The sequence below is a fragment of the Alphaproteobacteria bacterium genome, from assembly GCA_030740435.1.
GTDB lineage: Bacteria > Pseudomonadota > Alphaproteobacteria > UBA2966 > UBA2966.
The window spans coordinates 14,762-38,099 of record JASLXG010000135.1; the positions used below are offsets into that span (position 1 = coordinate 14,762).

23 protein-coding genes are annotated in these 23,338 nt (G+C 65.5%); 21 read left to right on the forward strand and 2 right to left on the reverse strand.

Features of this window, described 5'->3' with window-relative positions:
• Positions 1-11: 11 nt before the first annotated feature.
• Positions 12-2,705, reverse strand: a complete 2,694-nt coding sequence (acnA, locus tag QGG75_14005; GenBank protein MDP6068346.1) for an aconitate hydratase AcnA — start codon at positions 2,703-2,705, stop codon at positions 12-14.
• Positions 2,706-2,809: 104 nt separating this feature from the next.
• On the opposite strand from acnA, the gene QGG75_14010 reads away from it, so the two are divergent.
• The 20 genes from QGG75_14010 to QGG75_14105 all read left to right on the forward strand — a co-directional run bounded on the left by QGG75_14010 (position 2,810) and on the right by QGG75_14105 (position 21,662).
• Positions 2,810-3,580, forward strand: coding sequence for a glucose 1-dehydrogenase (locus QGG75_14010; GenBank protein ID MDP6068347.1), 771 nt, complete (start codon positions 2,810-2,812; stop codon positions 3,578-3,580).
• 13 nt (positions 3,581-3,593) lie between these two features.
• Complete coding sequence (locus tag QGG75_14015) at positions 3,594-4,376, forward strand: crotonase/enoyl-CoA hydratase family protein (GenBank protein MDP6068348.1); 783 nt, start codon at positions 3,594-3,596, stop codon at positions 4,374-4,376.
• A gap of 305 nt (positions 4,377-4,681) precedes the next feature.
• The gene (locus QGG75_14020; GenBank protein ID MDP6068349.1) at positions 4,682-6,649 is read left to right on the forward strand and encodes an AMP-binding protein; all 1,968 of its coding nucleotides are present in this window, start codon (positions 4,682-4,684) and stop codon (positions 6,647-6,649) included.
• Positions 6,649-7,473, forward strand: a complete 825-nt coding sequence (locus tag QGG75_14025) for an ABC transporter ATP-binding protein (protein MDP6068350.1) — start codon at positions 6,649-6,651, stop codon at positions 7,471-7,473. The genes QGG75_14020 and QGG75_14025 overlap by 1 nt, the downstream gene beginning before the upstream one ends.
• Positions 7,474-7,551: 78 nt before the next feature.
• Positions 7,552-8,478, forward strand: a complete 927-nt coding sequence (locus tag QGG75_14030; GenBank protein ID MDP6068351.1) for a branched-chain amino acid ABC transporter permease — start codon at positions 7,552-7,554, stop codon at positions 8,476-8,478.
• A 4-nt stretch (positions 8,479-8,482) separates the two neighbouring features.
• Positions 8,483-9,559: a branched-chain amino acid ABC transporter permease gene (locus tag QGG75_14035; protein ID MDP6068352.1), complete on the forward strand. Its 1,077-nt coding sequence runs from the start codon at positions 8,483-8,485 to the stop codon at positions 9,557-9,559.
• A 112-nt stretch (positions 9,560-9,671) separates the two neighbouring features.
• On the forward strand, positions 9,672-10,985 hold the full coding sequence (locus QGG75_14040) for an ABC transporter substrate-binding protein (protein MDP6068353.1): 1,314 nt from the start codon (positions 9,672-9,674) through the stop codon (positions 10,983-10,985).
• Positions 10,986-11,053: 68 nt separating this feature from the next.
• Positions 11,054-11,866, forward strand: a complete 813-nt coding sequence (locus QGG75_14045; GenBank protein ID MDP6068354.1) for an ABC transporter ATP-binding protein — start codon at positions 11,054-11,056, stop codon at positions 11,864-11,866.
• 45 nt (positions 11,867-11,911) lie between these two features.
• Entirely contained in the window at positions 11,912-13,156 is a 1,245-nt protein-coding gene (locus QGG75_14050) for an AMP-binding protein (GenBank protein MDP6068355.1), read from the forward strand.
• 12 nt (positions 13,157-13,168) lie between these two features.
• A complete protein-coding gene (gene ccmA / locus QGG75_14055; protein MDP6068356.1) occupies positions 13,169-13,810 on the forward strand; it encodes a heme ABC exporter ATP-binding protein CcmA in 642 nt (213 codons plus the stop codon).
• Positions 13,807-14,472, forward strand: coding sequence for a heme exporter protein CcmB (gene ccmB, locus QGG75_14060; protein MDP6068357.1), 666 nt, complete (start codon positions 13,807-13,809; stop codon positions 14,470-14,472). The genes ccmA and ccmB overlap by 4 nt, the downstream gene beginning before the upstream one ends.
• Positions 14,473-14,518: 46 nt before the next feature.
• Positions 14,519-15,253 (forward strand): heme ABC transporter permease, encoded by a 735-nt coding sequence (locus QGG75_14065; GenBank protein ID MDP6068358.1) that lies wholly within the window; start codon positions 14,519-14,521, stop codon positions 15,251-15,253.
• Positions 15,254-15,349: 96 nt separating this feature from the next.
• Positions 15,350-15,556 carry a heme exporter protein CcmD gene (ccmD, locus tag QGG75_14070; GenBank protein MDP6068359.1) on the forward strand — a complete coding sequence of 69 codons (207 nt, stop codon included), beginning with the start codon at positions 15,350-15,352 and terminating at the stop codon, positions 15,554-15,556.
• Complete coding sequence (gene ccmE, locus QGG75_14075) at positions 15,546-15,983, forward strand: cytochrome c maturation protein CcmE (protein MDP6068360.1); 438 nt, start codon at positions 15,546-15,548, stop codon at positions 15,981-15,983. The genes ccmD and ccmE overlap by 11 nt, the downstream gene beginning before the upstream one ends.
• A 6-nt stretch (positions 15,984-15,989) precedes the next feature.
• On the forward strand, positions 15,990-17,978 hold the full coding sequence (locus tag QGG75_14080; GenBank protein MDP6068361.1) for a heme lyase CcmF/NrfE family subunit: 1,989 nt from the start codon (positions 15,990-15,992) through the stop codon (positions 17,976-17,978).
• A gap of 4 nt (positions 17,979-17,982) precedes the next feature.
• Complete coding sequence (locus QGG75_14085) at positions 17,983-18,516, forward strand: DsbE family thiol:disulfide interchange protein (GenBank protein MDP6068362.1); 534 nt, start codon at positions 17,983-17,985, stop codon at positions 18,514-18,516.
• Positions 18,513-18,986: a cytochrome c-type biogenesis protein CcmH gene (locus tag QGG75_14090; protein MDP6068363.1), complete on the forward strand. Its 474-nt coding sequence runs from the start codon at positions 18,513-18,515 to the stop codon at positions 18,984-18,986. The genes QGG75_14085 and QGG75_14090 overlap by 4 nt, the downstream gene beginning before the upstream one ends.
• Entirely contained in the window at positions 18,986-20,383 is a 1,398-nt protein-coding gene (ccmI, locus tag QGG75_14095; GenBank protein ID MDP6068364.1) for a c-type cytochrome biogenesis protein CcmI, read from the forward strand. The genes QGG75_14090 and ccmI overlap by 1 nt, the downstream gene beginning before the upstream one ends.
• 329 nt (positions 20,384-20,712) lie before the next feature.
• Positions 20,713-20,964, forward strand: coding sequence for a hypothetical protein (locus tag QGG75_14100; GenBank protein ID MDP6068365.1), 252 nt, complete (start codon positions 20,713-20,715; stop codon positions 20,962-20,964).
• A gap of 116 nt (positions 20,965-21,080) precedes the next feature.
• Positions 21,081-21,662: an NUDIX hydrolase gene (locus QGG75_14105; GenBank protein MDP6068366.1), complete on the forward strand. Its 582-nt coding sequence runs from the start codon at positions 21,081-21,083 to the stop codon at positions 21,660-21,662.
• A gap of 219 nt (positions 21,663-21,881) precedes the next feature.
• On the opposite strand, the gene QGG75_14110 is transcribed toward QGG75_14105, so the two are convergent.
• A complete protein-coding gene (locus QGG75_14110) occupies positions 21,882-22,220 on the reverse strand; it encodes a transposase (protein MDP6068367.1) in 339 nt (112 codons plus the stop codon).
• Positions 22,221-22,511: 291 nt separating this feature from the next.
• Here QGG75_14110 and QGG75_14115 point away from each other — a divergent pair, with 291 nt between their 5' ends.
• Positions 22,512-23,132, forward strand: coding sequence for a tyrosine-type recombinase/integrase (locus tag QGG75_14115; protein ID MDP6068368.1), 621 nt, complete (start codon positions 22,512-22,514; stop codon positions 23,130-23,132).
• Positions 23,133-23,338 lie beyond the last annotated feature (206 nt).

The window sequence follows — 23,338 nt, forward strand, 5'->3', positions numbered from 1 at the left end:
TCTGGTGCCGCCTAGGCCGCGGCCAAGCGCCGCAGCACGTACTGCAAAATGCCGCCGTGGCGATAGTACTCGACCTCATCCTCGGTATCGATGCGGCAGAGCAGCGCCACGTCTTCGCTGGAGCCGTCGGCGCGTGCGATGCGGCAGGCTACGTCCATGCCAGGCGTGATGCCGCCGGCCAGGCCCGAAAGGGCAAACCTCTCGCTGCCGTCGAGGCCCAGCGTCTGGCGCGTGGTGCCGGGCTTGAACTGCAGCGGCAACACGCCCATGCCCACCAGGTTCGAGCGGTGGATGCGTTCGTAGCTCTCGCAGATGACGGCGGCCACGCCCAACAGCCGGGTGCCCTTGGCGGCCCAGTCGCGCGACGAGCCGGTGCCGTATTCCTTGCCGCCGACGACGACCAGCGGCACGCCGTCGCCTTGGTATGCCGCCGACGCCGCGAAGATCGAAGTCTGGCTGCCGTCGGGCATGTGGCAGGTGACGCCGCCTTCGCTGCCGGGCGCCATCTCGTTGCGCAGGCGGATGTTGCCGAAGGTGCCGCGCATCATGACCTCGTGGTTGCCGCGCCGGGCGCCAAAGGAGTTGAACTCGCGGGCCGGCACCTGGTGGTCGAGCAGGTATTCGCCGGCCGGGCTGTCGCCGGTGATGGCGCCGGCCGGCGAAATGTGGTCGGTGGTGATGGAATCGCCCAACAGCGCCAGCACCCGGGCGCCAGCGATGTCGGCCAAGCCTCCGGGCTCGGCCGGCATGTTCTGGAAGAAGGTGGGGTGGCGCACGTAGGTCGAGGTGGGGTCCCATTCGTAGGTCAGTCCCACGGCCGTCTCGATGGCCTGCCACTCCGGGGTGCCGCTGAAGACGTCGGCGTAGCGGCTCTCGAACATCTCGCGGTCGAGTGCCGACGCCAAGGCCTCGCGCACCTCGGCGGTGCTGGGCCAGATGTCGCCCAAATAGACCGGGTTACCGTCACTGCCACGGCCCAATGGCTCCGTCATGATGTTGCGCCTGAGCGAGCCGGCCAGGGCATAGACCACCACCAGCGGCGGCGAGGCCAGGTAGTTGGCCTTGATGTGCGGGCTGATGCGGCCCTCGAAATTGCGGTTGCCGGAAAGCACCGCACAGGCCACCAGATCGCCGGCCGCGATGGCCCCGGCGATGGGCTCCTCCAGCGGCCCCGAATTGCCGATGCAGGTGGTGCAGCCGTAGCCCACCAGATTGAAGCCCAGCGCGTCGAGAGGTTCCTGCAGGCCGGCTCGGGCCAGGTAATCGCTCACCACCTGCGAGCCCGGGGCCAGCGAGGTCTTGACCCAGGGCTTTACACGTAAGCCCTTCTCGGCCGCCTTCTTGGCCACCAGTCCGGCGGCCAGCATGACGCCGGGGTTGGAGGTGTTGGTGCAGCTTGTGATGGCGGCGATGACCACGTCGCCGTGCTTGAGCTCATGATCGGCGCCCTCCACGGCCTTGCCGATATTGGCGCTGTCGCCCTTGTCGAAGGTCTCCTCGAGCGCCGTCTCGAAGGCCTCTTTGGCACTGGCCAGCGGCACTCGATCCTGCGGCCGCTTGGGCCCGGCGATCGAGGGCACCACGGCGCCGAGATCAAGCGACAGCGTGTCCGTGAAAACGGGGTCGGGGGCGTCGGCCTGACGCCACAGGCCCTGGGCCTTGGCGTAAGCCTCCACCAGCGCTATGCGCTGCGCCTCGCGGCCGGTGAGCTCGAGGTAGGCCATGGTCACCTCGTCGACGGCGAAGAAGCCGCAGGTGGCGCCGTATTCCGGCGCCATGTTGGCCAGGGTGGCACGGTCGGCCAGCGAAAGTTCCGCCACGCCGGGGCCGAAGAACTCGACGAAACGGCCGACCACGCCATGGGCCCGCAGCATCTCGGTCACCGTCAGCACCAGGTCGGTGGCGGTGACGCCGTCTTTGAGGCTGCCGTCCAAGCGCATGCCCACGACCTCGGGCACCACCATCGAGATGGGCTGGCCCAGCATGGCCGCCTCGGCCTCGATACCGCCGACGCCCCAACCCAATACCGAAAGGCCATTGACCATGGTGGTGTGGCTGTCGGTGCCGACCAGGGTATCGGGATAGGCGATGGTCTTGCCCTCGACCTCGCTGGTCCAAACCACTTGGGCCAGGTATTCCAGATTGACCTGGTGGCAGATGCCGGTGCCCGGCGGCACCACGCGGAAATTCTCGAAGGCCTGCTGGCCCCAGCGCAAAAAGGCGTAGCGCTCGCCGTTGCGCTCCATCTCGCGGGCGACGTTGGCGGCGAAGGCCGCGTCGTCGCCATGGTTGTCGACCATCACCGAGTGGTCGATCACCAGATCGACCGGCGTCTGCGGGTTGATGGCCTGGGGATCGCCGCCCATGGCGGCCATGGCGGCACGCATGGCGGCCAGGTCGACGACGGCGGGGACGCCGGTGAAATCCTGCATCAGCACGCGGGCCGGGCGGTAGGTGATCTCGCGGTCTGTGCCGGCCGTCTCGGCCCAGCCGGCCAGGGCGCGAATGTCGTCGACCGTTACCGTGCGGCCGTCCTCGTGGCGCAGCAGGTTCTCCAAGAGCACCTTGAGCGAAAACGGCAGGCGCGAGAGATCGCCAAGCCCGGCCTCTTGCACGGCCGGCAGGCTGAAGTAGTCGTAGCTCTGGCCGCCGACCTCGAGGCTGCGGCGAAGATTGAGGCTGTCCTGGCCGTGGGCTGTCACGATTCCGTCTCCTGACCGGTGGTTTGGCGGCGGCGCTGTTCAAACACAATTGGGAACCACCCGCAAGCCTGCTAAGAGGAAGACCGCAGCCCTTTGGGAGGAAGCTCATGCAGGATATCGAAACCGGCGTGGCGGGGCGAGTCGTCGTCATCACCGGCGCCGGCCAGGGCATCGGCCGCACAGCGGCCTGTCAGTTCGCCGCCCGTGGCGCCATCGTGGTGATCGCCGAACGCGACGAGGATAACGGCCAACGCGTAGCCGACGAAATCGCCGCCGCCAATGGCCGAGCCCTGGCTTTCACCACCGACGTGACGTCCGAACAATCTTTGGCCGCCATGGTTGCCGGCACCATCGCCGCCGAGGGCCGCATCGACGTGCTGATCAACAACGCCGGCATCTACACCACGCTCGGCCGCCGGCCCTTCGACGAGATCGAGCTCGAGGAATGGGAACACGTCATGCGGGTCAACGTCACCGGCAGCTTTCTTGCCGCCCGGGCCGTGCTGCCGGCCCTGCGCCAGGCCGGCGCCGGCCACATCATCAATATTTCCTCGAGTACCGTGCCGCTGGGGCTGCCGCTGTTGAGCCACTACGTTACTTCCAAGGCGGCCGTCATCGGCCTCACCCGGGCCCTGGCTCGCGAACTGGGGCCGGACGGCATTACCGTCAATGCCGTGCTGCCCGGCCTGACCGAAACCGAAGTCGAGAACCCAGCCGTCGACGAGGCGCGGCGCCAGTCCCTGGTGGCGCGCCAATGCATCGGCCGCAAACAACTGCCCGACGACTTGGTCGGTGTATTGTTGTTCCTGGCCTCGCCGGCCAGCGCCTTCATGACCGGCCAGTCGCTGCTGGTCGATGGCGGCTCGGCCCATCTCTAGAAGGAAAGCCACCATGACCGTCAGCAGCGAAAAGAACGGCCCCGTGACCACGGTCGTGCTCAGCCGGCCCGAGGTGCGCAACGCCCTCGACCGGGCCACCGCCGAGGGCCTGGCCGAGGCCTTTCGCGCCTTCGAGGCTGACGATGAGGCCCGGGTCGCCGTGCTGTGGGGCGCCCATGGCACATTTTGTTCCGGCGCCGACCTCAAGGCCTTCGCCCGTGGCCGCGAGTTCGCCAACCGCGTTTCGCCCGAGGGCGACGGCCCCATCGGCGTCAGCCGCATGGTGCTGGCGAAACCGGTGATCGGCGCCATTGCCGGCCATGCCGTGGCCGGGGGGCTGGAACTGGCGCTGTGGTGCGACCTGCGCGTGGCCGAGGAAAGCGCCGTCTTCGGCGTCTTCTGCCGGCGTTGGGGGGTGCCGCTGATCGACGGCGGCACGGTTCGCCTGCCCCGCCTGATCGGCATGGGCCGGGCGCTCGACCTCATCCTCACCGGCCGGCCGGTGGCTGCCCGCGAGGCCCTGGACATGGGACTGGCCAACCGAGTCGTACCCGACGGCCAGGCCCGCAAAGCCGCCGAGGCTTTGGCGCTCGAGCTTTGCGGGCTGCCGCAGATCTGTATGCGCTCGGATCGTTTGTCCGTCTACGAACAGCAGGGACGCGATCTGGAGAGCGCCATGGCGCGCGAGTTCGCGCTGGGTCAAGAGGCCGTCGAACAGGAAGCTTTCGGCGGCGCCAAGCGTTTTGCCGAAGGCGCCGGGCGGCACGGACGGTCGGCTGGCGATGGGGTCGACTAGAATCATTCAAAACTGAAATAAATATCCACACAATGTGTTGCGCCGCCAAGCAATATTGGTATTTTGTCTCCGCCGTTGACTGCATCGACGGTTCAAACCAACAAGCGTCGGACCAACCGACCGCCTGCAAAAGCATGGGGAGTGATGTTCGCAACGACCCCCTCCGTTGCGCTTAGGTCGATTTCGTCACGTGGTCCTGTTCGGGCCCAGGGGCGATTTGCCTTTGCTGCCCCGGCCTCGTGAGATCGACAAGCAATCGAACCAATCGACAAAACCGAAATTAGACGAAAGCGAGTGGTCGTCCGATGACCGACAGGGATCAATCCATCGCGCCCGCCGAGACCTTTGCCGCGCTGCTGCAGGAGCAAATCAAGCGCTGGCCCGACGCCGTGGCCTACCGGGAAAAGTATTGGGGCATCTGGCAGTCCCATACCTGGGCCGAGACCGCCGCCGGAATCCGGGCCATGGCGCTGGGATTTTCCGATGTTGGCCTCAAGCGCGGCGAGCACGTCGCCATCATCGGCGCCAACCGGCCCGAGCTCTATTGGTCGTTTACCGCCATCCAGGCCATGGGCGGCATACCCATCCCGCTATACCAGGACAGCATTGCCGAGGAGATGCAGTACGTCCTCGAGCACGCCGAAATCCGCATCGCTGTCTGCGAAAACCAGGAGCAGGTCGACAAAATCCTCTCGGTCATGGAGCGCTGCCCGAAAATCGAGATCGTGATCTACAAAGAACCCAAGGGCATGCGTCACTACGACCAGCCCTTCATCTACGCCCTTCGCGAACTGATGGAGCGGGGCCGGGCGCTGGACGCTGCCAAGCCCGACCTCTACGACAGCCAAGTGGCGCTGGGCAAGAACGACGACGTTGCCCTGATCGCCTATACCTCGGGCACCACCGGCGACCCCAAGGGCGTGGTGCTGTCATTCCGGGCGCTGATGAAGGCGGCTCAGGAATCGGTGGCACTCGAAGGGCTCAACGTCGAAGACGAGGTGCTGTCCTACCTGCCGCTGGCCTGGGTCGGCGATCATTTCTTCTCCGTCGCCCAGGCCTACCACTCGGGTATGACCGTCAACTGCCCCGAAAGCAGCGACACCGTGATGCTCGACCTCAAGGAATTGGGACCGACCTATTTCTTCGCGCCCCCTGCCATCTGGGAGGGGTTTTTGACCCAGATCCGCATTCGCATGGAGGACTCGGGCCGCTTCAAGAAGTGGCTCTTTGACTACTTCATCGGGGTGGCCGGGCGCGTCGGCGTGCGCATCATGGAAGAGAAGCCGGTATCGGCGGGCGAGCGCTTCCTTTACTGGTTGGGCAGCCTCTCGATCTACGGGCCGCTGCGCAACAACCTGGGCCTCAGCCGGGTGCGCATTGCCTACACCGCCGGCGCGCCGCTGGGCGAAGAGGTCTTTGATTTCTACCGCAGCCTGGGCATCAACCTGAAACAGCTCTACGGCCAGACCGAATCCTGCGCCTATGTCACGCTCCAGCGTAACGGCGACGTCAAACACGACACGGTGGGGCCGCCGGCCCCGGGCTGCGAGGTCAAGATCGCCGAAAACGGCGAAATCCTTTTCCGCAGCCCCGGCACCTTCGACTGCTACTACAAGAACGAAGAGGCCACCATCGAGACCAAGGGCGAAAACGAAGGCGATTGGATCCATACCGGCGATGCCGGCATCATCGATGATTCCGGCCACCTCAAGGTCATCGACAGGGCCAAGGACGTCGGCACCATGAACGACGGCACGCTGTTTGCGCCCCAGTACCTGGAGAACAAGCTCAAGTTCCACCCCTTCATCAAGGAGGCGGTGACCTACGGCGACCAGCGCGACTTCGTCGGCGCCTTCATCAATATCGACCTCGAGGCCACCGGCAACTGGGCCGAGCGCCAAGGCATCGCCTATACCAGCTACACCGATCTGGCCGACCGTGACGAGACCTACGAACTGATCAAGGGCTGTGTCGAGGACGTCAACGCCACCCTGGCCCGCGACAGCGCCCTGGTGGGCTCGCAAATCCGGCGCTTTCTTATCCTGCACAAGGAACTGGATGCCGACGACGGCGAAATCACCCGCACCGGCAAGGTGCGCCGGCGCATCATCGCCGAGCGTTTCGGCGATCTCATCGACGGCCTCTATTCCGATGCCGAACGCGTCGCCGTCGAGGCCAAGGTGACCTTCGAGGACGGCCGCGAGGGCGTCATCAAGGCCAACCTCAAGGTCCAGACCTCGAATACCTTTGATGCCATGAAGAAGGCCAGCTAATGAGCCAAGCCGCCGCCAGCACGGAAAGCGCCGGGTTCCCCGAGAGAACCTTCGGCGATGTCATGCTCAAGGTCGACAACGTCAGCGTCTCGTTCGGCGCCGTGCGTGCCCTGATCGAGGTCAGCTTCGACATCCGCGAGCGCGAAATCCTCGCCATCATCGGCCCCAACGGCGCCGGCAAGACGTCGATGCTCAACTGCATCAACGGCTTCTACCACCCCAGCGACGGCACCATCACCTTCAAGGGCGAGGAGCGCCGGGACATGAAGCCGCACCTGGCCGCCGTCCAGGGCATCGCCCGGACCTTCCAGAACGTGGCGCTGTTTCACGGCATGACCACGCTCGACAATTTGATGACGGGCCGAAATCTCAAGATGAAGACCAACTTCCTGCTGCAGGCGCTGCATATCGGGCCGGCCCGCAAGGAAGAGCTCGAACACCGCGATTTCGTCGAGCACATCATCGAGTTCCTGGAGATCGAGGCCATCCGCAAGATCCCCGTCGGCCGCCTGCCCTACGGCATGCAAAAGCGCGTCGAGTTGGGACGCGCCCTGGCCGCCGAGCCTGATCTGTTGCTGCTCGACGAGCCCATGGCCGGCATGAACATCGAGGAAAAAGAGGACATGTGCCGCTTCGTCCTCGACGTCAACGACGAATTCGGCACCACCATCGCCCTGATCGAGCACGACATGGGGGTGGTGATGGACATCTCCGACCGCGTCGTGGTGCTCGACTATGGCCGCAAGATCGCCGAAGGCACGCCGGACGAGGTGCGCTCGAACAGCGCCGTCATCGAGGCCTATCTGGGAGTCAGCCATGACTGAAGGCGGGATCTCTGCTGACGGCGGGAGAGAGTGGTAATGGAAGTTCTCAACGACAACATCCTCGCCCCCCTCATCGACATGGGGACCTACCCGGAGTTTTTCGCCGAGGTGGTGATCGGTGGTCTGATGACCGGCGTGATGTATTCGCTGGTGGCGCTGGGTTTCGTGCTCATCTTCAAGGCCTCGGGCGTCTTCAACTTCGCCCAGGGCGTGCTGGCGCTGTTCGCGGCGCTGACCCTGGTCGGCCTGATGACCGGCACCGTGCCGGTGTCGCTGGGCACCATGGGCTACACCATGTCGCCCTTCCTGGCGGTGCCGCTGACCTGTGTCGTCATGGTGGGCCTGGCCTATCTGATCGAACGTGTCGTGCTCAGGCCGCTGGTCAACCAGGAACCGATCATCCTCTTTATGAGCACCATTGGGCTCGCTTTCGTGCTCGAGGGCTTCGGCGACATCCTCTGGGGCAGCACCGTCAAGCCGCTGGACATCGGCATCCCGTCGGGCAATTTCGAATGGCAGGGCATCCAGTTCCAGGTCTTCGAGATCTGGGCCGCCGTGACGGCCGCCATCCTGGTCACGGTGCTGGCCATCTTCTTCCAGAAGACGCGCATCGGCCGCGCCTTGCGCGCCGTCGCCGACGACCATCAGGCGGCGCTGTCGGTGGGCGTGCCCTTGAAGAACATCTGGATCATCGTGTGGTCGGTATCGGGCGTGGTGGCGCTGGTCGCCGGCATCATGTGGGGCTCCAAAAGCGGCGTCCAGTTCTCGCTCTCGCTGATCGCGTTGAAGGCGCTGCCGGTGCTGATCCTGGGCGGCTTTACCTCGGTGCCGGGCGCCATCGTCGGCGGCCTCATCATCGGGGTCGGCGAAAAGGTTGCCGAGGTCTACTGGGGGCCGCTGATCGGCGGCGCCATCGAGAACTGGTTCGCCTACATGGTGGCGCTGGTGTTCCTGCTGTTCCGGCCCCAGGGCCTGTTCGGCGAAAAGATCATCGAAAGGGTGTGACGTCATGATTTACCGCGAGGCCGGCCAGATCAAGACGAGCTACGCCGCCGACCAGGCCATATTCCCGATCACCCAGGATCGCTGGTTCATCGGCGCCATGCTGATCATCGCTTTCATCATGATCCCCCTGGTGGGCAACGAATACTTCTTCCAGGCCATCATGATACCGGTGCTGATCTACTCGCTGGCCGCCATCGGCCTCAACATCCTGACCGGCTATTGCGGCCAGGTGTCGCTGGGCACGGGCGGCTTCATGGCGGTGGGAGCGGTGTCGTGTTACAAGCTGATGACCGGCTTCCCCGAGTTGAACCTGATCGTGGTGTTGCTGCTGTCGGGCTTTGTCACGGCCGCCGTCGGCATGATTTTCGGCATCCCCAGCCTGCGCATCAAGGGCTTCTATCTGGCCGTCGCCACCCTGGCTGCCCAGTTCTTCCTCAGTTGGCTCTTCAACAAGGTGCCCTGGTTCGTCAACTATACGCCTTCCGGCACCATCACGGCACCGCCGCGCGAGGTGCTGGGCGTCATCATGACCGGTCCCTACGCCACCAGCCTGTCGCGCTACTTTTTCTGCCTGATCGTCGTCTGCGTGTTCGCGCTGCTGGCCAAGAACATGGCGCGGGGCTCGGTGGGCCGGGCCTGGATGGCAATTCGTGACATGGACATAGCGGCCCAGTTGATCGGCTTCAGGCCCTTCCAGGTCAAGCTGCTGGCCTTCTCCATCAGCTCCTTCTACATCGGCGTCGCCGGGGCCATGATGTTCGCGCTCTGGCTGGGTGCCGTCGAGACCGCCGAGGCCTTCGACATCAACCTCTCGTTCCAGGTGCTGTTCATGGTCATCATCGGCGGCCTGGGCTCGATCGCCGGCTCCTTCATGGGCGCCGCCTTCATCGTACTGATGCCGATCCTGCTGACCAACGTCATGGTCGGCGGCATGGGCATGCAGGCGGTGACCGCCAAACACATCGAGATCATCATTTTCGGCTCGCTGATCATCCTGACGCTGATCATTGAGCCCAATGGCATGGCCAGGCTGTGGCAGATCGCCAAGGAAAAATTGCGGCTATGGCCCTTTCCACACTAAGAATCATGGTTCGCCCTGTCGGAGCGGATTGTGCGACCCGCCGAATATTGTTTAATGTTGGCGCAGTCGAAAGAAACTATCCGATGAACTGGAAGCAAGCTGGGAGATGGGTATGAAATACAGCAGATTTTCACTAGGGCTGGCTGCCGCCGTCGCTTTGACGGTGGTGGGAACAGCCGAGGTCGCGATCGCGGAGGACACCATATTCCTGCCGGGACTGACCTACCGCACCGGGCCTTACGCGCCGAACGGCATCCCCTTCGGTAACGGGTTCCGGGATTACATCACACTGATCAACGAACGCGACGGCGGCGTCGGTGGCGTCAAGCTGGTCTACGAGGAATGCGAGACCGGCTACAACACCAAGGTTGGTGTCGAGTGCTACGAGAAGCTGAAGAGCAAGAACCCGGTGGTGGTCATCCCCAATTCGACGGGCATCACCTACCAGCTCATTCCCAAGGCGCCGGTCGACAAGATTCCGGTGTTGACCATCGGCTACGGCCGCACCACGGCGGCTGACGGCCGGGTCTTCCCCTGGGTCTTCAACTTCCCGACAACCTACTGGAGCCAGGCCAGCGCGGTCATCAACTACATCGGATCGCAAGAAGGCGGACTGGGTAACCTCAAGGGCAAGAAGATCGCCCACATCTACCACAACAGCGCCTACGGCAAGGAAGCCAACCCCACCCTCGATGTGTTGGCCAAGAAGTTTGGCTTTAAGCTGACCAAGCTTGCCGTCGACCATCCCGGTCAGGAGCAGAAGGCGACCTGGCTGCAGATCCGGCGCCTCAAGCCGGACTACATCTTCATGTCCGGCTGGGGCGTGATGAACCAGGTGGCGGTCAAGGAAGCCGCCGCCATCGGCTACCCCATGGATCACTTCATCGGCAATTGGTGGTCGGGCACGGAAAGCGACGTCATGCCGGCCGCCATGGGAGCCAACGGCTACAAGGCAGCCACTTGGCATCCGCCGGGCCGCGATTTCGATCTGCATCGCGACATCCTCAAGTACGTCTATGACAAGGGTAAGGGTGCCGGCGAGCGCGACCGCGTCGGCGAGGTGCTGTACACCCGCGGTGTCTTCAACTTCATCATCGTGGTCGAGGCCATCCGCGACGCCCAGAAGAAATTCGGCGTCAAGGTGGTCAACGGCGAACAGGTCCGCTGGGCCCTGGAAAACATGAGCATCGACCAGGCGCGGTGGAAGAAGATCGGTCTCTCGGGCTACAACGACATCAACGTCACCTGTGCCGATCACGAAGGCTCGGGCCCGGTGCTGATCCAGCAGTGGAACGCCAAAACCAAGACCTGGAAGCTGGTCAGCGGTTGGAACAAGGTGATGCGTGACGTGGTGCGGCCGATGATCGAGTCGGGCGCCGCCGCCTACGCCAAGGAAAACAACATCACACCGCGTAGCTGCAGCTAGGCGGCGTGGTGTCGTTTGTAATCCTTACCGAGTAACCCGAGTAACGGGATGTAGACGTGGATAAAGCCGTGAACGATACGCAGACCCTTCTCGAAGTGAGCAACATCGAGGTCATCTACAATCATGTGATCCTGGTGTTGCGCGGCGTATCGCTCGAGGTCCCCAAGGGGAGCATCGTCGCTCTCCTTGGGGCCAACGGCGCCGGCAAGACAACTACGCTCAAGGCGATTTCCAACCTCCTTCATGCCGAACGCGGCGAGGTCACCAAGGGCGCCATCCTCTATCAGCAGGAACCGGTGCAGGCCCGCAGCCCAAGCGAATTGGTCAAAAAGGGCGTCATCCAGGTGATGGAGGGACGCCACTGCTTCGAGCATCTGACCGTCGAGGAAAACCTGCTTACCGGGGCCTACACCCGCAGCGGCGGCCGGGCCGTGGTGAACGAAAGTTTGGATTTGGTTTACAGCTATTTTCCCCGCCTCAAGGAGCGCTCGAGCGCCCTGGCCGGCTATATCTCCGGCGGCGAGCAGCAGATGACGGCGATCGGCCGCGCCTTGATGGCCGAGCCCAATCTGATCCTGCTCGACGAGCCCTCGATGGGTCTGGCGCCGCAGTTGGTCGAGGAAATTTTCGAAATCGTCGATCGATTGAACAAGCAGGAAGGCGTCAGCTTCCTGCTGGCTGAGCAGAACGCCACCATGGCGCTACGTTACGCCGATTACGGCTATATTCTCGAGACCGGCCGCGTCGTGCTCGATGGCGAGGGCGCCAAGCTGGCCGAGAACGAGGACATCAAGGAATTCTACCTGGGCCTCAGCGCCTCGGGACGCAAAAGCTATCGCGACGTGAAACACTATCGGCGGCGCAAGCGCTGGCTGGCCTAATCCGCGGCCAGGGCCGATCGCCAATCTTCCGAAGGGGGCACCCCCATGGCCAATGACGAACATTACGACGACCTGGAAATCCGCGATCCCGCGATGCGCGAGGCCGACAACCTCAAGCACCTGCAAAGCCAGGTCGCCCACGCCAAGCAGAACTCGGCCTACTTCGGCAAGGTCTTCGCCGACTTCGAGGCCGCCGACATCACGGACCGGGCGGCGCTGGCCAAGCTGCCGGTGACACGCAAGCACGACCTGATCGAGACCCAGCCCCTGGATCCGCCCTTCGGCGGCCTCAATGCCTGGCCCATGGAGAAGCTCTGGCATATCTTCCAGTCGCCCGGCCCGATCTACGAATGCGACGCCGACGTCAAGGACTACTGGCGCTTCGCCCGCGGCATGTGGGCCGCCGGCTTCCGCGCCGGCATGATCGTCCACAACACCTTCTCCTACCACATGACGCCGGCCGGCAGCCTCATCGAATCGGGGGCCCGGGCCATCGGTTGCCCGGTCTTCCCCGGCGGCGTCGGCAACACCGAGATGCAGGTCGAGGCCATGAGCCGCCTCAAGCCGGCGGCCTATGCCGGCACGCCCTCGTTTCTCAACATCATCCTCGACAAGGCCGACGAGATGGGCGTCGAGCCCAGCTACTCCGTCGCCACGGTGGGCGGCGAGCCGCTGCCCGCCAGCGTGCGCACCAAGATCGAGGACCGCGGAATTACCTGCTTGCAGGGCTACGGCACCGCCGAGTTGGGCCAGGTGTCCTACGAATCCAAGGCCAAGGACGGCATGATCATCGACGAAGGCGTGCTGGTCGAGCTGGTCGAGCCCGGCACCGGCAACCCGGTGGCCGAAGGTGAGGTCGGCGAGGTCGTGGTCACCCACCTGGTCAACCAGGCCTATCCCCTGATCCGCTTCGCCACCGGTGATCTTTCCGCCTTCATGGACAGCCCAAGCCCCTGCGGCCGCAGCAACACCCGTATCCGGGGCTGGATGGGCCGGGCCGACCAGACCACCAAGGTGCGCGGCATGTTCGTGCATCCGCCCCAGGTCGGCCAGGCGGTGGGCCGCCACCCCGAAATCAAGAAGGCGCGCTTGGTCATCGACCAGGCGGACGGCCGCGATTCCATGGTACTGAAATGCGAAGTCGCAGGCGGCGGCTCGGACGACCTGGCCACGGCCATCGCCGCTTCCATCCAGACCTGTTGCAAGCTCAGGGGCGAGGTCGAATTCGTCGAGCCCGGCAGCCTGCCCGAGGACGGCAAGGTGATCGACGACATCCGTACCTTCGATTAGGACGTCTTGAGATTGAGCAAGGCCACTTTCGCCGCCGAGGCCCTGGCCTGCGTGCGGGGCGAGCGGCTGGTCTTTTCGGACCTCGACTTCCAGGTATCGAGCGGTGAGGCCCTGATCCTGCGCGGCCCCAACGGCAGCGGCAAGTCGACACTGTTGCGCCTGGTTGCTGGCTACCTCGACGCCAGCGCCGGGATCTTGACCTGGAACGGCCAGCCGGTGGCCGACGATCCCGATGCTCATCGCCGACGGCTGCACTACGTCGGTCATCTCGATGCCGTCAAGGCGCCGCTTACGGTGGCGGAAAACCTGGCCTTTTGGGCCGGCCAGGGTCACAGGGACGAGAGCGGCGGCGACCTCGAGGATCGCCTGCGCCAGGCGCTCGAACGCCTCGGCCTCGGCCGCCTGGCCGAGGTTCCCGGGCGCTTCCTCTCGGCCGGCCAGAAACGCCGCCTCAACCTGGCCCGCCTGGCCGCCAGCCCGGCCCGGCTCTGGCTGCTCGACGAGCCCACGGTTTCGCTCGATGCCAATGGTGCCGGCGTGCTCGCCGAGATGGTCGTCGAGCACCTCGGGGCCGGCGGCCTGGCCATGATCGCCACCCATATCGATCTCGGTCTCATTGAGACCCGGGTGCTGACGCTGGGGGCGACGGCGTGAGGCGCTTTGGCGCCCTGGTGGCCCGCGATCTCCGCCTGGCTTGGCGCCAGGGCAGCGCCAGTTCGCTGGTGGTGGCGTTTTTCGTGCTCACCGTGACGCTGTTTCCGCTCGGCGTCGGGCCCGAGATCAACCTTCTCCAGCGCATGTCCTCGGGCGTCATCTGGGTGGCCGCGCTGCTGGCGGCCATGCTCTCGCTCGATCGCCTGTTCCAAGCCGATTTCGAGGACGGCAGCCTCGATCTGCTGGCGCTTTCGCCGCTGCCGCTTGAACTTGCCGTGGTGGCCAAGTGCGCCACCCATTGGCTGACCACCGGGTTGCCGCTGATCCTTGCCGCCCCCATCCTGGCTGTGCTGCTGCACATGGAGAGCGAAGGTTTCCTGACCCTGATCGCGGCCATGGCGCTGGGTACGCCGTCGCTCAGCCTGATCGGCGCCATCGGCGCGGCGCTGACGGTGGGCATGCGGCGCGGCGGCGTGCTGCTGTCGCTGCTGGTGCTGCCGCTCTATATCCCGGTATTGATCTTCGGCGTCGGCGCCGTCGACGCCGCCATCGGCGGCCTGACCCAGGAGCCCCATCTGCTGATTCTGGGCGCCATGCTGCTGGTCGCGGTGGCGCTCTGCCCCTGGGCCGCGGCGGCGGCGCTGAGGCTGAACCTGGAATGATGCCGAGCCGGGGCAACACGGTGCTATAAGGGCGGCTGGAGAAAAAATGTTCCAACGCTTCGCCAATCCCAACCGCTTCGTGCGCCTGACCGGCGCCATCCTGCCCTGGTCGACGGGGCTGGCGGCGCTGCTCATCGCGGTGGGGCTCTACCTCGGGCTCTTCGTGGCCCCGCCCGACTATCAGCAGGGCGACAGCGTGCGCATCATGTTCGTCCACGTGCCGGCCGCCTGGATGGCGCTGTTCGTCTACACCACCATGGCCGGGGCCAGCGCCGTCGGCCTGATCTGGAAGCACCCGGTGGCCGATCTCACGGCCAAGGCCAGTGCCCCCGTGGGCGCCGCCTTCACCTTCATCGCCCTGGTCTCGGGCTCGCTCTGGGGCCAGCCCATGTGGGGCACCTGGTGGGTCTGGGACGCGCGCCTGACCTCGGTGCTGGTGCTGTTTTTCCTCTACCTCGGCTACATGGCGCTGTGGCAGGCCTTCGAGGACCCGGAACGCGCCGGCAAGGCCGCCGCCATCCTGGCGCTCGTCGGCTTCGTCAACGTGCCCATCATCAAGTTTTCGGTCGACTGGTGGAATACGCTGCACCAGCCGGCCAGCGTGATGCGCGCGGACGGGCCGGCCATCCACCCCTCGATCCTGGTGCCCTTGCTGCTGATGTCGCTGGGCTTCACGTTTTTCTATCTTTCGATCGTCATCGTGCGGACGCAGCGCGAGATCATGGCCCGCAAGATCCGTTCCCTGCGCCTGCTCCAGGTCGAGCGCGAGAGTGCGGGCTGAGCACCGTCCTGCGACAAAAGGCCCGCTGGACGCCCGGCCGGCGGCGCCTATATAAGGGGCGTCGCGGGACCAGGAAAGCGCCAAGACAGCGGAGCCATGAATTCCCTTTTTGAATTTTTCGCCATGGGCGGCTATGCGGCCTTTGTCTGGCCGGCCTATGCCCTGGCCGCCGTGATAATGGGCTGGCTGGCCTGGAGCAGCGTGCGCAGCCTCAGGGCCGACCGCCGCACGCTGGAAAACCTGCAGGACGAACGCCGTGAGGCGCGGGCCGGCGAAGCCGCCGAGGCAAGCCATGACGCGTAAGCAGCGCCGCCTGACCTTCGTCATCGTCGGCATGGTCTTGCTGGCCGCCGCCACGGGGCTGGTGCTCAACGCTTTTCGCGACAATCTCGTGTTCTTCCACACGCCCACCGAGGTGGCTGAGAAAAAGATCCCGCCGGAGCGGCGATTTCGATTGGGCGGCCTGGTCGAGGAAGGCTCGGTGGGCAAGGCGGCCGACGGCGTCACCGTAACCTTCCGCGTCACCGACACCGTGGAGTCGGTGCCGGTCAGCTTCAAGGGCCTGTTGCCAGATCTTTTTCGCGAAGGCCAGGGTGTCGTCGTCGAAGGCAAGCTGGACCAAGCCGGCCTCTTTGTGGCCAGTGAGGTGCTGGCCAAGCACGACGAAAACTACATGCCGCCAGAAGCTACCGAGGCCATCAAGAAGGCTGGCCAGTGGAAGGGTGATTGAGCCCGAATGATTGCCGAAATCGGTCATTACGCCCTCATCCTGGCGCTCGCCATGGCCATCGTTCAGGGCACGTTGCCGCTGGCCGGGACGGCGCTGGGCCGGCCCGCCTGGACGGCCGTGGCGCGGCCGGCGGCGCTGGGCCAGTTCCTCTTCGTGGCCCTGGCTTTCGCGGCGCTGACCTATGCCTACGTGGTCTCCGACTTCTCGCTGGCCAACGTCTGGAAGAACTCCCATTCGGCCAAGCCGATGCTCTACAAGGTGTCCGGGGTGTGGGGCAACCACGAGGGCTCGCTGCTGCTGTGGATCCTCATCCTGACGCTCTTCGGTGGCGCCGTGGCGCTATTCGGCAACAACCTGCCGACCCGCCTGAGGGCCCGGGTGCTCGGCGTGCAGGGCCTGATCGCCATCGGCTTCATCCTTTTCATCCTGCTCACCTCGAACCCCTTCGAGCGCCTGGTGCCGGCGCCGGCCGACGGCCGCGGCCTCAATCCGCTGCTGCAGGACCCCGGCCTGGCCTTTCATCCGCCCTTCCTCTATCTCGGCTACGTCGGCTTCTCCATCGCCTTTTGCTTCGCCATCGCGGCCTTGATCGAGGGCCGTGTCGATCCGGCCTGGGCGCGCTGGGTCAGGCCCTGGACCCTGGCCGCCTGGTGTTTTCTCACACTGGGCATCGCGCTGGGCAGCTGGTGGGCCTATTACGAGCTGGGCTGGGGCGGCTGGTGGTTCTGGGACCCGGTCGAGAACGCTTCGTTCATGCCCTGGCTGGCGGGCACCGCGCTGCTGCACTCGGCCATCGTCGTCGAGAAACGCGACGCCCTCAAGGCCTGGACCATCCTCTTGGCCATCCTGGCCTTTTCGTTGAGCCTGCTGGGCACCTTCCTGGTGCGCTCGGGCGTGCTCATGTCGGTCCACGCCTTTGCCACCGATCCCGCCCGCGGCGTCTACATCCTGGCCTTCCTGGCCGCCGTGGTGGGCGGCTCGCTGATCCTTTTCGCTGTGCGCGCACCGGCCCTCAAGGGCGGCGGCCTGTTCGCGCCCATAAGCCGCGAGGGCGCCCTGGTGCTCAACAACCTGCTGCTCACCACGGCCTGCGGCACGGTGCTGCTGGGCACCCTCTATCCGCTCTTCCTCGATGCCCTGAGCGGCGACAAGGTGTCGGTCGGGCCGCCCTTCTTCAACGCCACCTTCGGGCCCCTCATGGTGCCGCTGGTGATGGCCGTGGCGGTCGGTCCCATGCTGGCCTGGAAGCGTGGCGACGTGGCCGGCGCGCTGATGCGCCTCAAGTTCGCCTTCTTCGCCGCCGGCGCCTTGGCGCTGGTTAGTTGGGGACTGCAAAGCGAAGGCCCCGTCCTGGCCCATTTCGGCATTGCGCTCGGCATCTGGCTGGTGGCCGGGGCGCTGATCGAGTGGGGCCAGCGCCTGCGCCTCTTCGGCGCGCCGCTGGGCGAAAGCTGGCAGCGGCTGCGCCGCCTGCCCCGGGCCGCCTGGGGCATGACGCTGGCCCATTTGGGTTTCGGCGTGGTCATCCTGGGCATCACCGGCAGTACCGCCTGGCAGGAGGAAAAGCTCCAGGTCATGCGCCCCGGCGAGACCGTGGTCGTGGGCGGCTACGCCTTCACCTTCCGTGGTGTGGTGGCGGCCCAGGGCCCCAACTACAGTGCGCGCCGCGGCACCTTCGAGGTGCGGCGCGGCGACGACCTGGTGGCCGTCATGCAGCCCGAGGCCCGGGCCTACCCCACCTCGCCCCAGGCAACCACCGAGGCCGCCATCCGGCCGACGCTGTGGGCCAACCTCTACGCCGTGGTGGGCGACGCCGACGGCCGTGGCGGCTTTGCTACCCGGCTCTACCTCAAGCCGCTGGTCGACTGGATCTGGCTGGGCTCGCTGATCATGACGCTGGGCGGTCTGGTGTCGCTTAGCGACCGCCGCCTGCGCGTCGGTGCCCCGGCCGGCCGCCGGCGGCGGCTCAGCGGCACAAAGAAGGCCGAGGCCTGAGCCAGTGCGCCTTTCCTTCATCATCCCGCTGGCCGTCTTCGCGGTTCTGGTATTGGCCCTGGGCGTCGGCCTCACCCTCAATCCCCGGGTCATTCCCTCGGCCCTGATCGACAAGCCGGTGCCGGAGTTCGAGTTGCCGCCGGTGCTGGGGCACGAGCGCGGTTTCGCCACCACGGACTTGAAAAAGGGCAAGGCCGCCGTCGTCAACATTTTCGCTTCCTGGTGCGGCCCTTGCCGCATCGAGCATCCGCTGTGGATGGAGCTGGCCAAAGGGGGGCAGGTGCCGCTGCATGGCATCAACTACAAGGACAAGCCCGAGAACGCCCGCGACTGGCTGGCGCGCTACGGCGACCCCTACACCTTGATCGGGGCCGACCGCGACGGCCGCGTCAGCATCGACTGGGGCGTCTATGGCGTGCCCGAGACCTTTGTCGTCGACGGCCAGGGCCGCATCGCCTTCAAGCACGTCGGCGTCATGACCCGGCAGATACTGGACCAGACCATCATGCCGCTGATCCGAGAGCTGGACGCCAAATGATGCGCCTGGGGGGGGCGCTACTGGCGCTGTTACTGGTTTTCACGGCCGCCAGCGGCGCTGCCAGCGCCCAAGGCGTCGACCAGCCGCTCAGCGATCCGGCCCAGGAAACCCGTGCCCGGGCGCTCTTCAAGGATCTCCGCTGCCTGGTCTGCCAGAACCAGTCGATCGACGATTCCAACGCCGATCTGGCCCGCGACCTGCGCCAGATCGTGCGCGAACGCGTCGCGGCGGGTGACAGCGATGCCGAGGCGGTCAATTTCCTGGTCTCGCGCTATGGCGACTGGGTGCTGCTCAATCCGCCCTTCAAGCCGGGCACGCTGGTGCTCTGGCTGGGGCCGCTGGCGTTGCTGCTGCTGGCCGCGGGCGTGACCTTTGCCTACCTCAGGCGGCAACGCCGGCCGGCCGCCGCCCCGGCGGCGCTCAGCGAGGATGAGCGCCGGCGCCTCGAAGCCTTGCTCGAAGACGACTGATGCTTTGGCTGGTCTTCACCGCCATGACCGGGCTGGCGCTCGTGCTGCTGCTGACACCGCTGCTCAGGAAGGCCCGGCCCGATGCCGTCGCCGAGGCCGGCGGCCATGATCTGGCCGTCTACCGCGACCAGTTGCGCGAACTAGAGGCCGAGGCCGAACGCGGCACCATCGCGGCGGGCGAATTCGAAGCGGCGCGGACCGAGATCGAGCGCCGCCTGCTGGCCGCCGCCGAGCACCAGCCCCAGGAAAAGCAGCCCCAGGCCGCCGGCCGCCAAGCTGACCTGGTGGCCGCGCTTTGCCTGGCCCTGGCCCTGCCGGCGGCGGCGGCCGGGCTCTACCTTTGGCTGGGGGCGCCCGACCAGCCCGGGGTACCCTTGGCCGGCCGGCCGGCCAGCCCGCCACCAGCGGCCCAGGCCGTTCCCGACATGACGGCGGCGGTGGCTGGTCTGCGAAAGCGGCTGGAGCAAAACCCCGACAACCGCCAGGGCTGGCTCATGCTGGGCCGCTCCTATGGCGTGCTCAAGCGCTATGCCGAGGCGGCCCGGGCCTATGGCCGGGCCGCCGACATCGAGGACGGCGCCGACGTCCGCATGGCCCTGGGCGAGGCCCTGGCCCACGCCGCCGAAGGCAGCGTCACGCCGGCCGCCGAAGCCGCCTTCCGCCAGGCCCTGGCCTTCGATCCGCGCCACATCGGCGGCCGCTTCTACCTCGGCATCATGGAGGCCCAGCGCGGCCGCTGGCGGGCGGCGTTCGACCTCTGGCTCGAGATCGCCGCCGATACGCCGGCCGATGCGTCCTGGCGCCAGGCTTTGATGCAGCACCTCGAAGATGCCGCCGGCCGTCTCGACCTCGACCTGGCGGCGTTGCTGCCCGAGCCGCCGGCCGGCAGCGACGCGGCGGCCGAGCTCAGGGGCACGACGCCCCAGCAGCAACAGCAGATCCGGGCCATGGTGGCAAGGTTGGCGGCACGGCTGGAGAACAGCCCCGATGACCTCGAGGGCTGGCTCAAGCTGGCGCGCAGCTACCGCGAGCTGGGCGACAAGCCCAAGACGCTCTCGGCCCTGGCCCAGGCCGGCCGGCTGGCCCCCTTGGACGCCGAGGTGCAGATGATGCACGCCGCCGAGATCATCCAGCAGGCCGGGCCCCAGAGCGCCGTGCCGGCGGCCGCCGTCAGCCTCATGCAACGCGTCCTCGGCTTGGATGCGAAAAACCGCGATGCGCTTTATTTCATCGGCCTCTGGCAGGCCCAGGCCGGCCACAAGGCCGAAGCCATCGCCACCTGGCAGCGCTTGCTGGCGCTGCTGGAGCCCGGCGGCAGGGCGCACCAGAGCGTCAAGCAGCGCATCGAGGCCCTCGAAGCCCAGCCCAAAAAAGCGAATGGAGGTGCCGGGGGATAGCACCTCCATTCTGGTTGCGGACCATGGGGGTGGTCCGCTCAAGCGCGATCCAAACCAATCAACCAAGAATCGGATCGCCTCTCGGCCCCATCATCGCAACCGCCATGCCACACCGGCCAGCCCGGCCAAAGCGCTGAAATCCGCCGAATCACCGGGATTCGCCCTGGGGTCGTGCGGATTTGGTACAAACCATCGTGCCATTTTGGGACAAACTGGGAGATTCCCAACTCGGTTTTTCTTGACTTTGTCCCCGGCGCCACAGACATAATAAGGGTCGGAGAGTTCTCTTTCGGCGTTTGGGCCACGATTCCGAACCCGAGGACAGGACCATGGCTGAAATCACGACCGTCACCATCGCGCCGGCGTCATTCGCCCAGGAGCCGTTCATCACCGAGCCGCAGCGGCCGGCGGACCAGGCTTCGAACCGGCCCATCGAGGACTCGAGCGCCTCGTCGGCCGATCGCAACGACGACGAGATCCAGGCCCGTCAGGCGGCCCGCGAAGCCGACCGCGAGGAGCGCGAGGAGCGCGACGAGAAGCGCCGCCAGAACTCGGAGAACACGGTCGACATCCGGGTCTGAGGCAGGCCGACCATAAGATCAGATAATTCGCCCGCCGGCGAACCCGGCGGGTTTTGTCTGTCCGGGCCGGCGCTCCGCATCTGGACGCGGGAGTAGCGGCGTGCCAGAGTTTGGCCATGAGCAAGAAACGCCCGCGCCACTACCAATGGCCGCCGCTGCCAGACAATTTCACTGAGACTGTGCCCGAGGGCGACAATCTGGAGCGGCGGGTCTGCGACACCTGCGGCTTCATCAACTACATAAATCCCAAGATCGTCGTCGGCGCCGTGGTGGCCTGGCAGGACCGCATCCTCATGTGCCGCCGCGACATCGAGCCCAGGCGCGGTTATTGGACCATGCCGGCCGGTTTTCTCGAAGAGCGCGAAACGGTGCGCGATGGCGCCCGGCGCGAGGCCCTCGAGGAGGCCGAAGCCGAGATCGAGGTCGGCGCGCTGTTGGCCATCTACGAGATCCCGCGCATCAGCCAGGTGCAGATGTTCTTCCGCGCCACGCTCCTGTCCGACGACGTCGGCGTCGGCATGGAGACCCAGGAGGTGGCGTTCTTCGACTTCGACGACATGCCCTGGGACGATCTCGCCTTCCCCACCGTGACCTGGGCGTTGAAGGACTACCAGAAGGTCGCCGGCCAGGACGACTTCGCGCCCTTCACCACCCCCGACACCAAGCTCGGCCGGCGCATCGCCTCGGGCGAACTTTAGAGAGTGCCTATCCGGATAATGCAGACACCCACTACATATAGAGTTGCCGCACACGTCCTTTTTACGGCAGCAATTAGCCGAGGCTGTTGAAGAACTCGGTCCTGGGGCCAATGCTGGTGTCCGCAATTGCTAGAAGCGGACACTTCCTTTCCGCCGCCGGCCGTCGCCGGGGCGGTTTTGCCTATTCGGTGGGGCGGATTGGTGGTTTTGGCGCATTGCTCAAGCCATCATGGGCCGTGGTGGCGGTCGGGCGGCAAGTTTGGCGAGGCGTTTGAGGTTCTGCACCGTGGCGGTCAACAGGAACTCGTCCTTGGCGCCGCTGAGCCCGCGCAATCTGAGCCTTGTAAGGGCCAGGTTGTGCTTGACGTCTCCGAACAGGGTCTCGATTTTCTTGCGACGGTTTCTGGAGCGGCCGTAGGCCTCGGTCTGCATCAGTGATCGGGTGGACGAGTCAAAAAACCGGCTGCGCCGCAGGTGTGTCGACCTTGCGGTAAGTTTGTGTATGCCCCGATTTGAGCCACCGTCTCCCCTTGGTAAGCCCTTCGATGGCACCACCATAGGGAGGCCATGTTTAAAAAATTCTGAATCGAACGTGGATCACTTCACCACGAACGAACGCACGAACGAACGGGTGCAACTTGAAGAACTGAAGGCAGGGAAGCGGCAGATTTTGGACCGTTGGAAGCCCGAATCTTGAAGTCCGAGAGGACCGCTGTGGGTCAGAGGCCGAAGTGGCCCACCTCGGCTCGGCCCTGCGCTCGTCTGCTTCGCCCCGAAACTGACCATTTTCTGGGGTTCTGGCTGCCTGCGCGGCCATGCTCGTCTCTATTGGAAACCATGGAGACGAAAATGCAAAATCAGATCGAATCGAGCCCCGAGAGGAGCCGACGACAGCCCTGGAACAAGGGGAAGCTCATCGGGCCGAAGCCCCCTCTACAGCCGAGACATGTCTGGGCCATACGGACACGGCTGCAACTGGCCGGCCGGATACGAGACCTGGCCCTCTTCAATCTGGCGATCGACAGCAAGCTCCGGGGATGCGACGTGGTGTGCCTCAAGTTCGAGGATGTCGCTCCGCACGGCTATGCCATCGACCGGGCCACCGTGCGGCAGAAGAAGACGGGCCGACCGGTCAAGTTCGAAATCACCGAGCAAACCCGACAGGCCATAGACGCCTATCTCAAGGCGGCCGACAAGCTGCCTGGGGAATTCCTCTTCACTGGGCGGCGCCGAAAGGACCGTTGCCTCACCACCCGCCAGTACGCCCGCCTGCTTTCCGAGTGGATCGCCGGCATTGGTCTGGACCCATCCCTGTTCGGCACCCACTCGATCCGGCGGACGAAGGCGACGCTGATCTATCGACGAACCGGCAATCTGCGAGCCGTGCAGCTGTTGCTGGGTCACACCAAGGTCGAGAGCACTGTCAGATGGCGTGTCGTTCGCTCTATATGTGGGGGGTGTCTGCATTAACCGGATAGGCACGCTTTCCAGCATGTCAGGATTGATCCCGGCCACCCGCCGGGGCACAAGTCCCCCTCCAGGCGCTCGAGCCACATGGAGCAATGGGTCGCTCCCGGCCAGCCGGCCCGATCCAAGAACGACAACCGAGCTCGCCTCGGATCACGAGGAGAGGTACAGGGAGCGGGTGGCCGGGATCAGCCTTGAAAAGCTCTAAC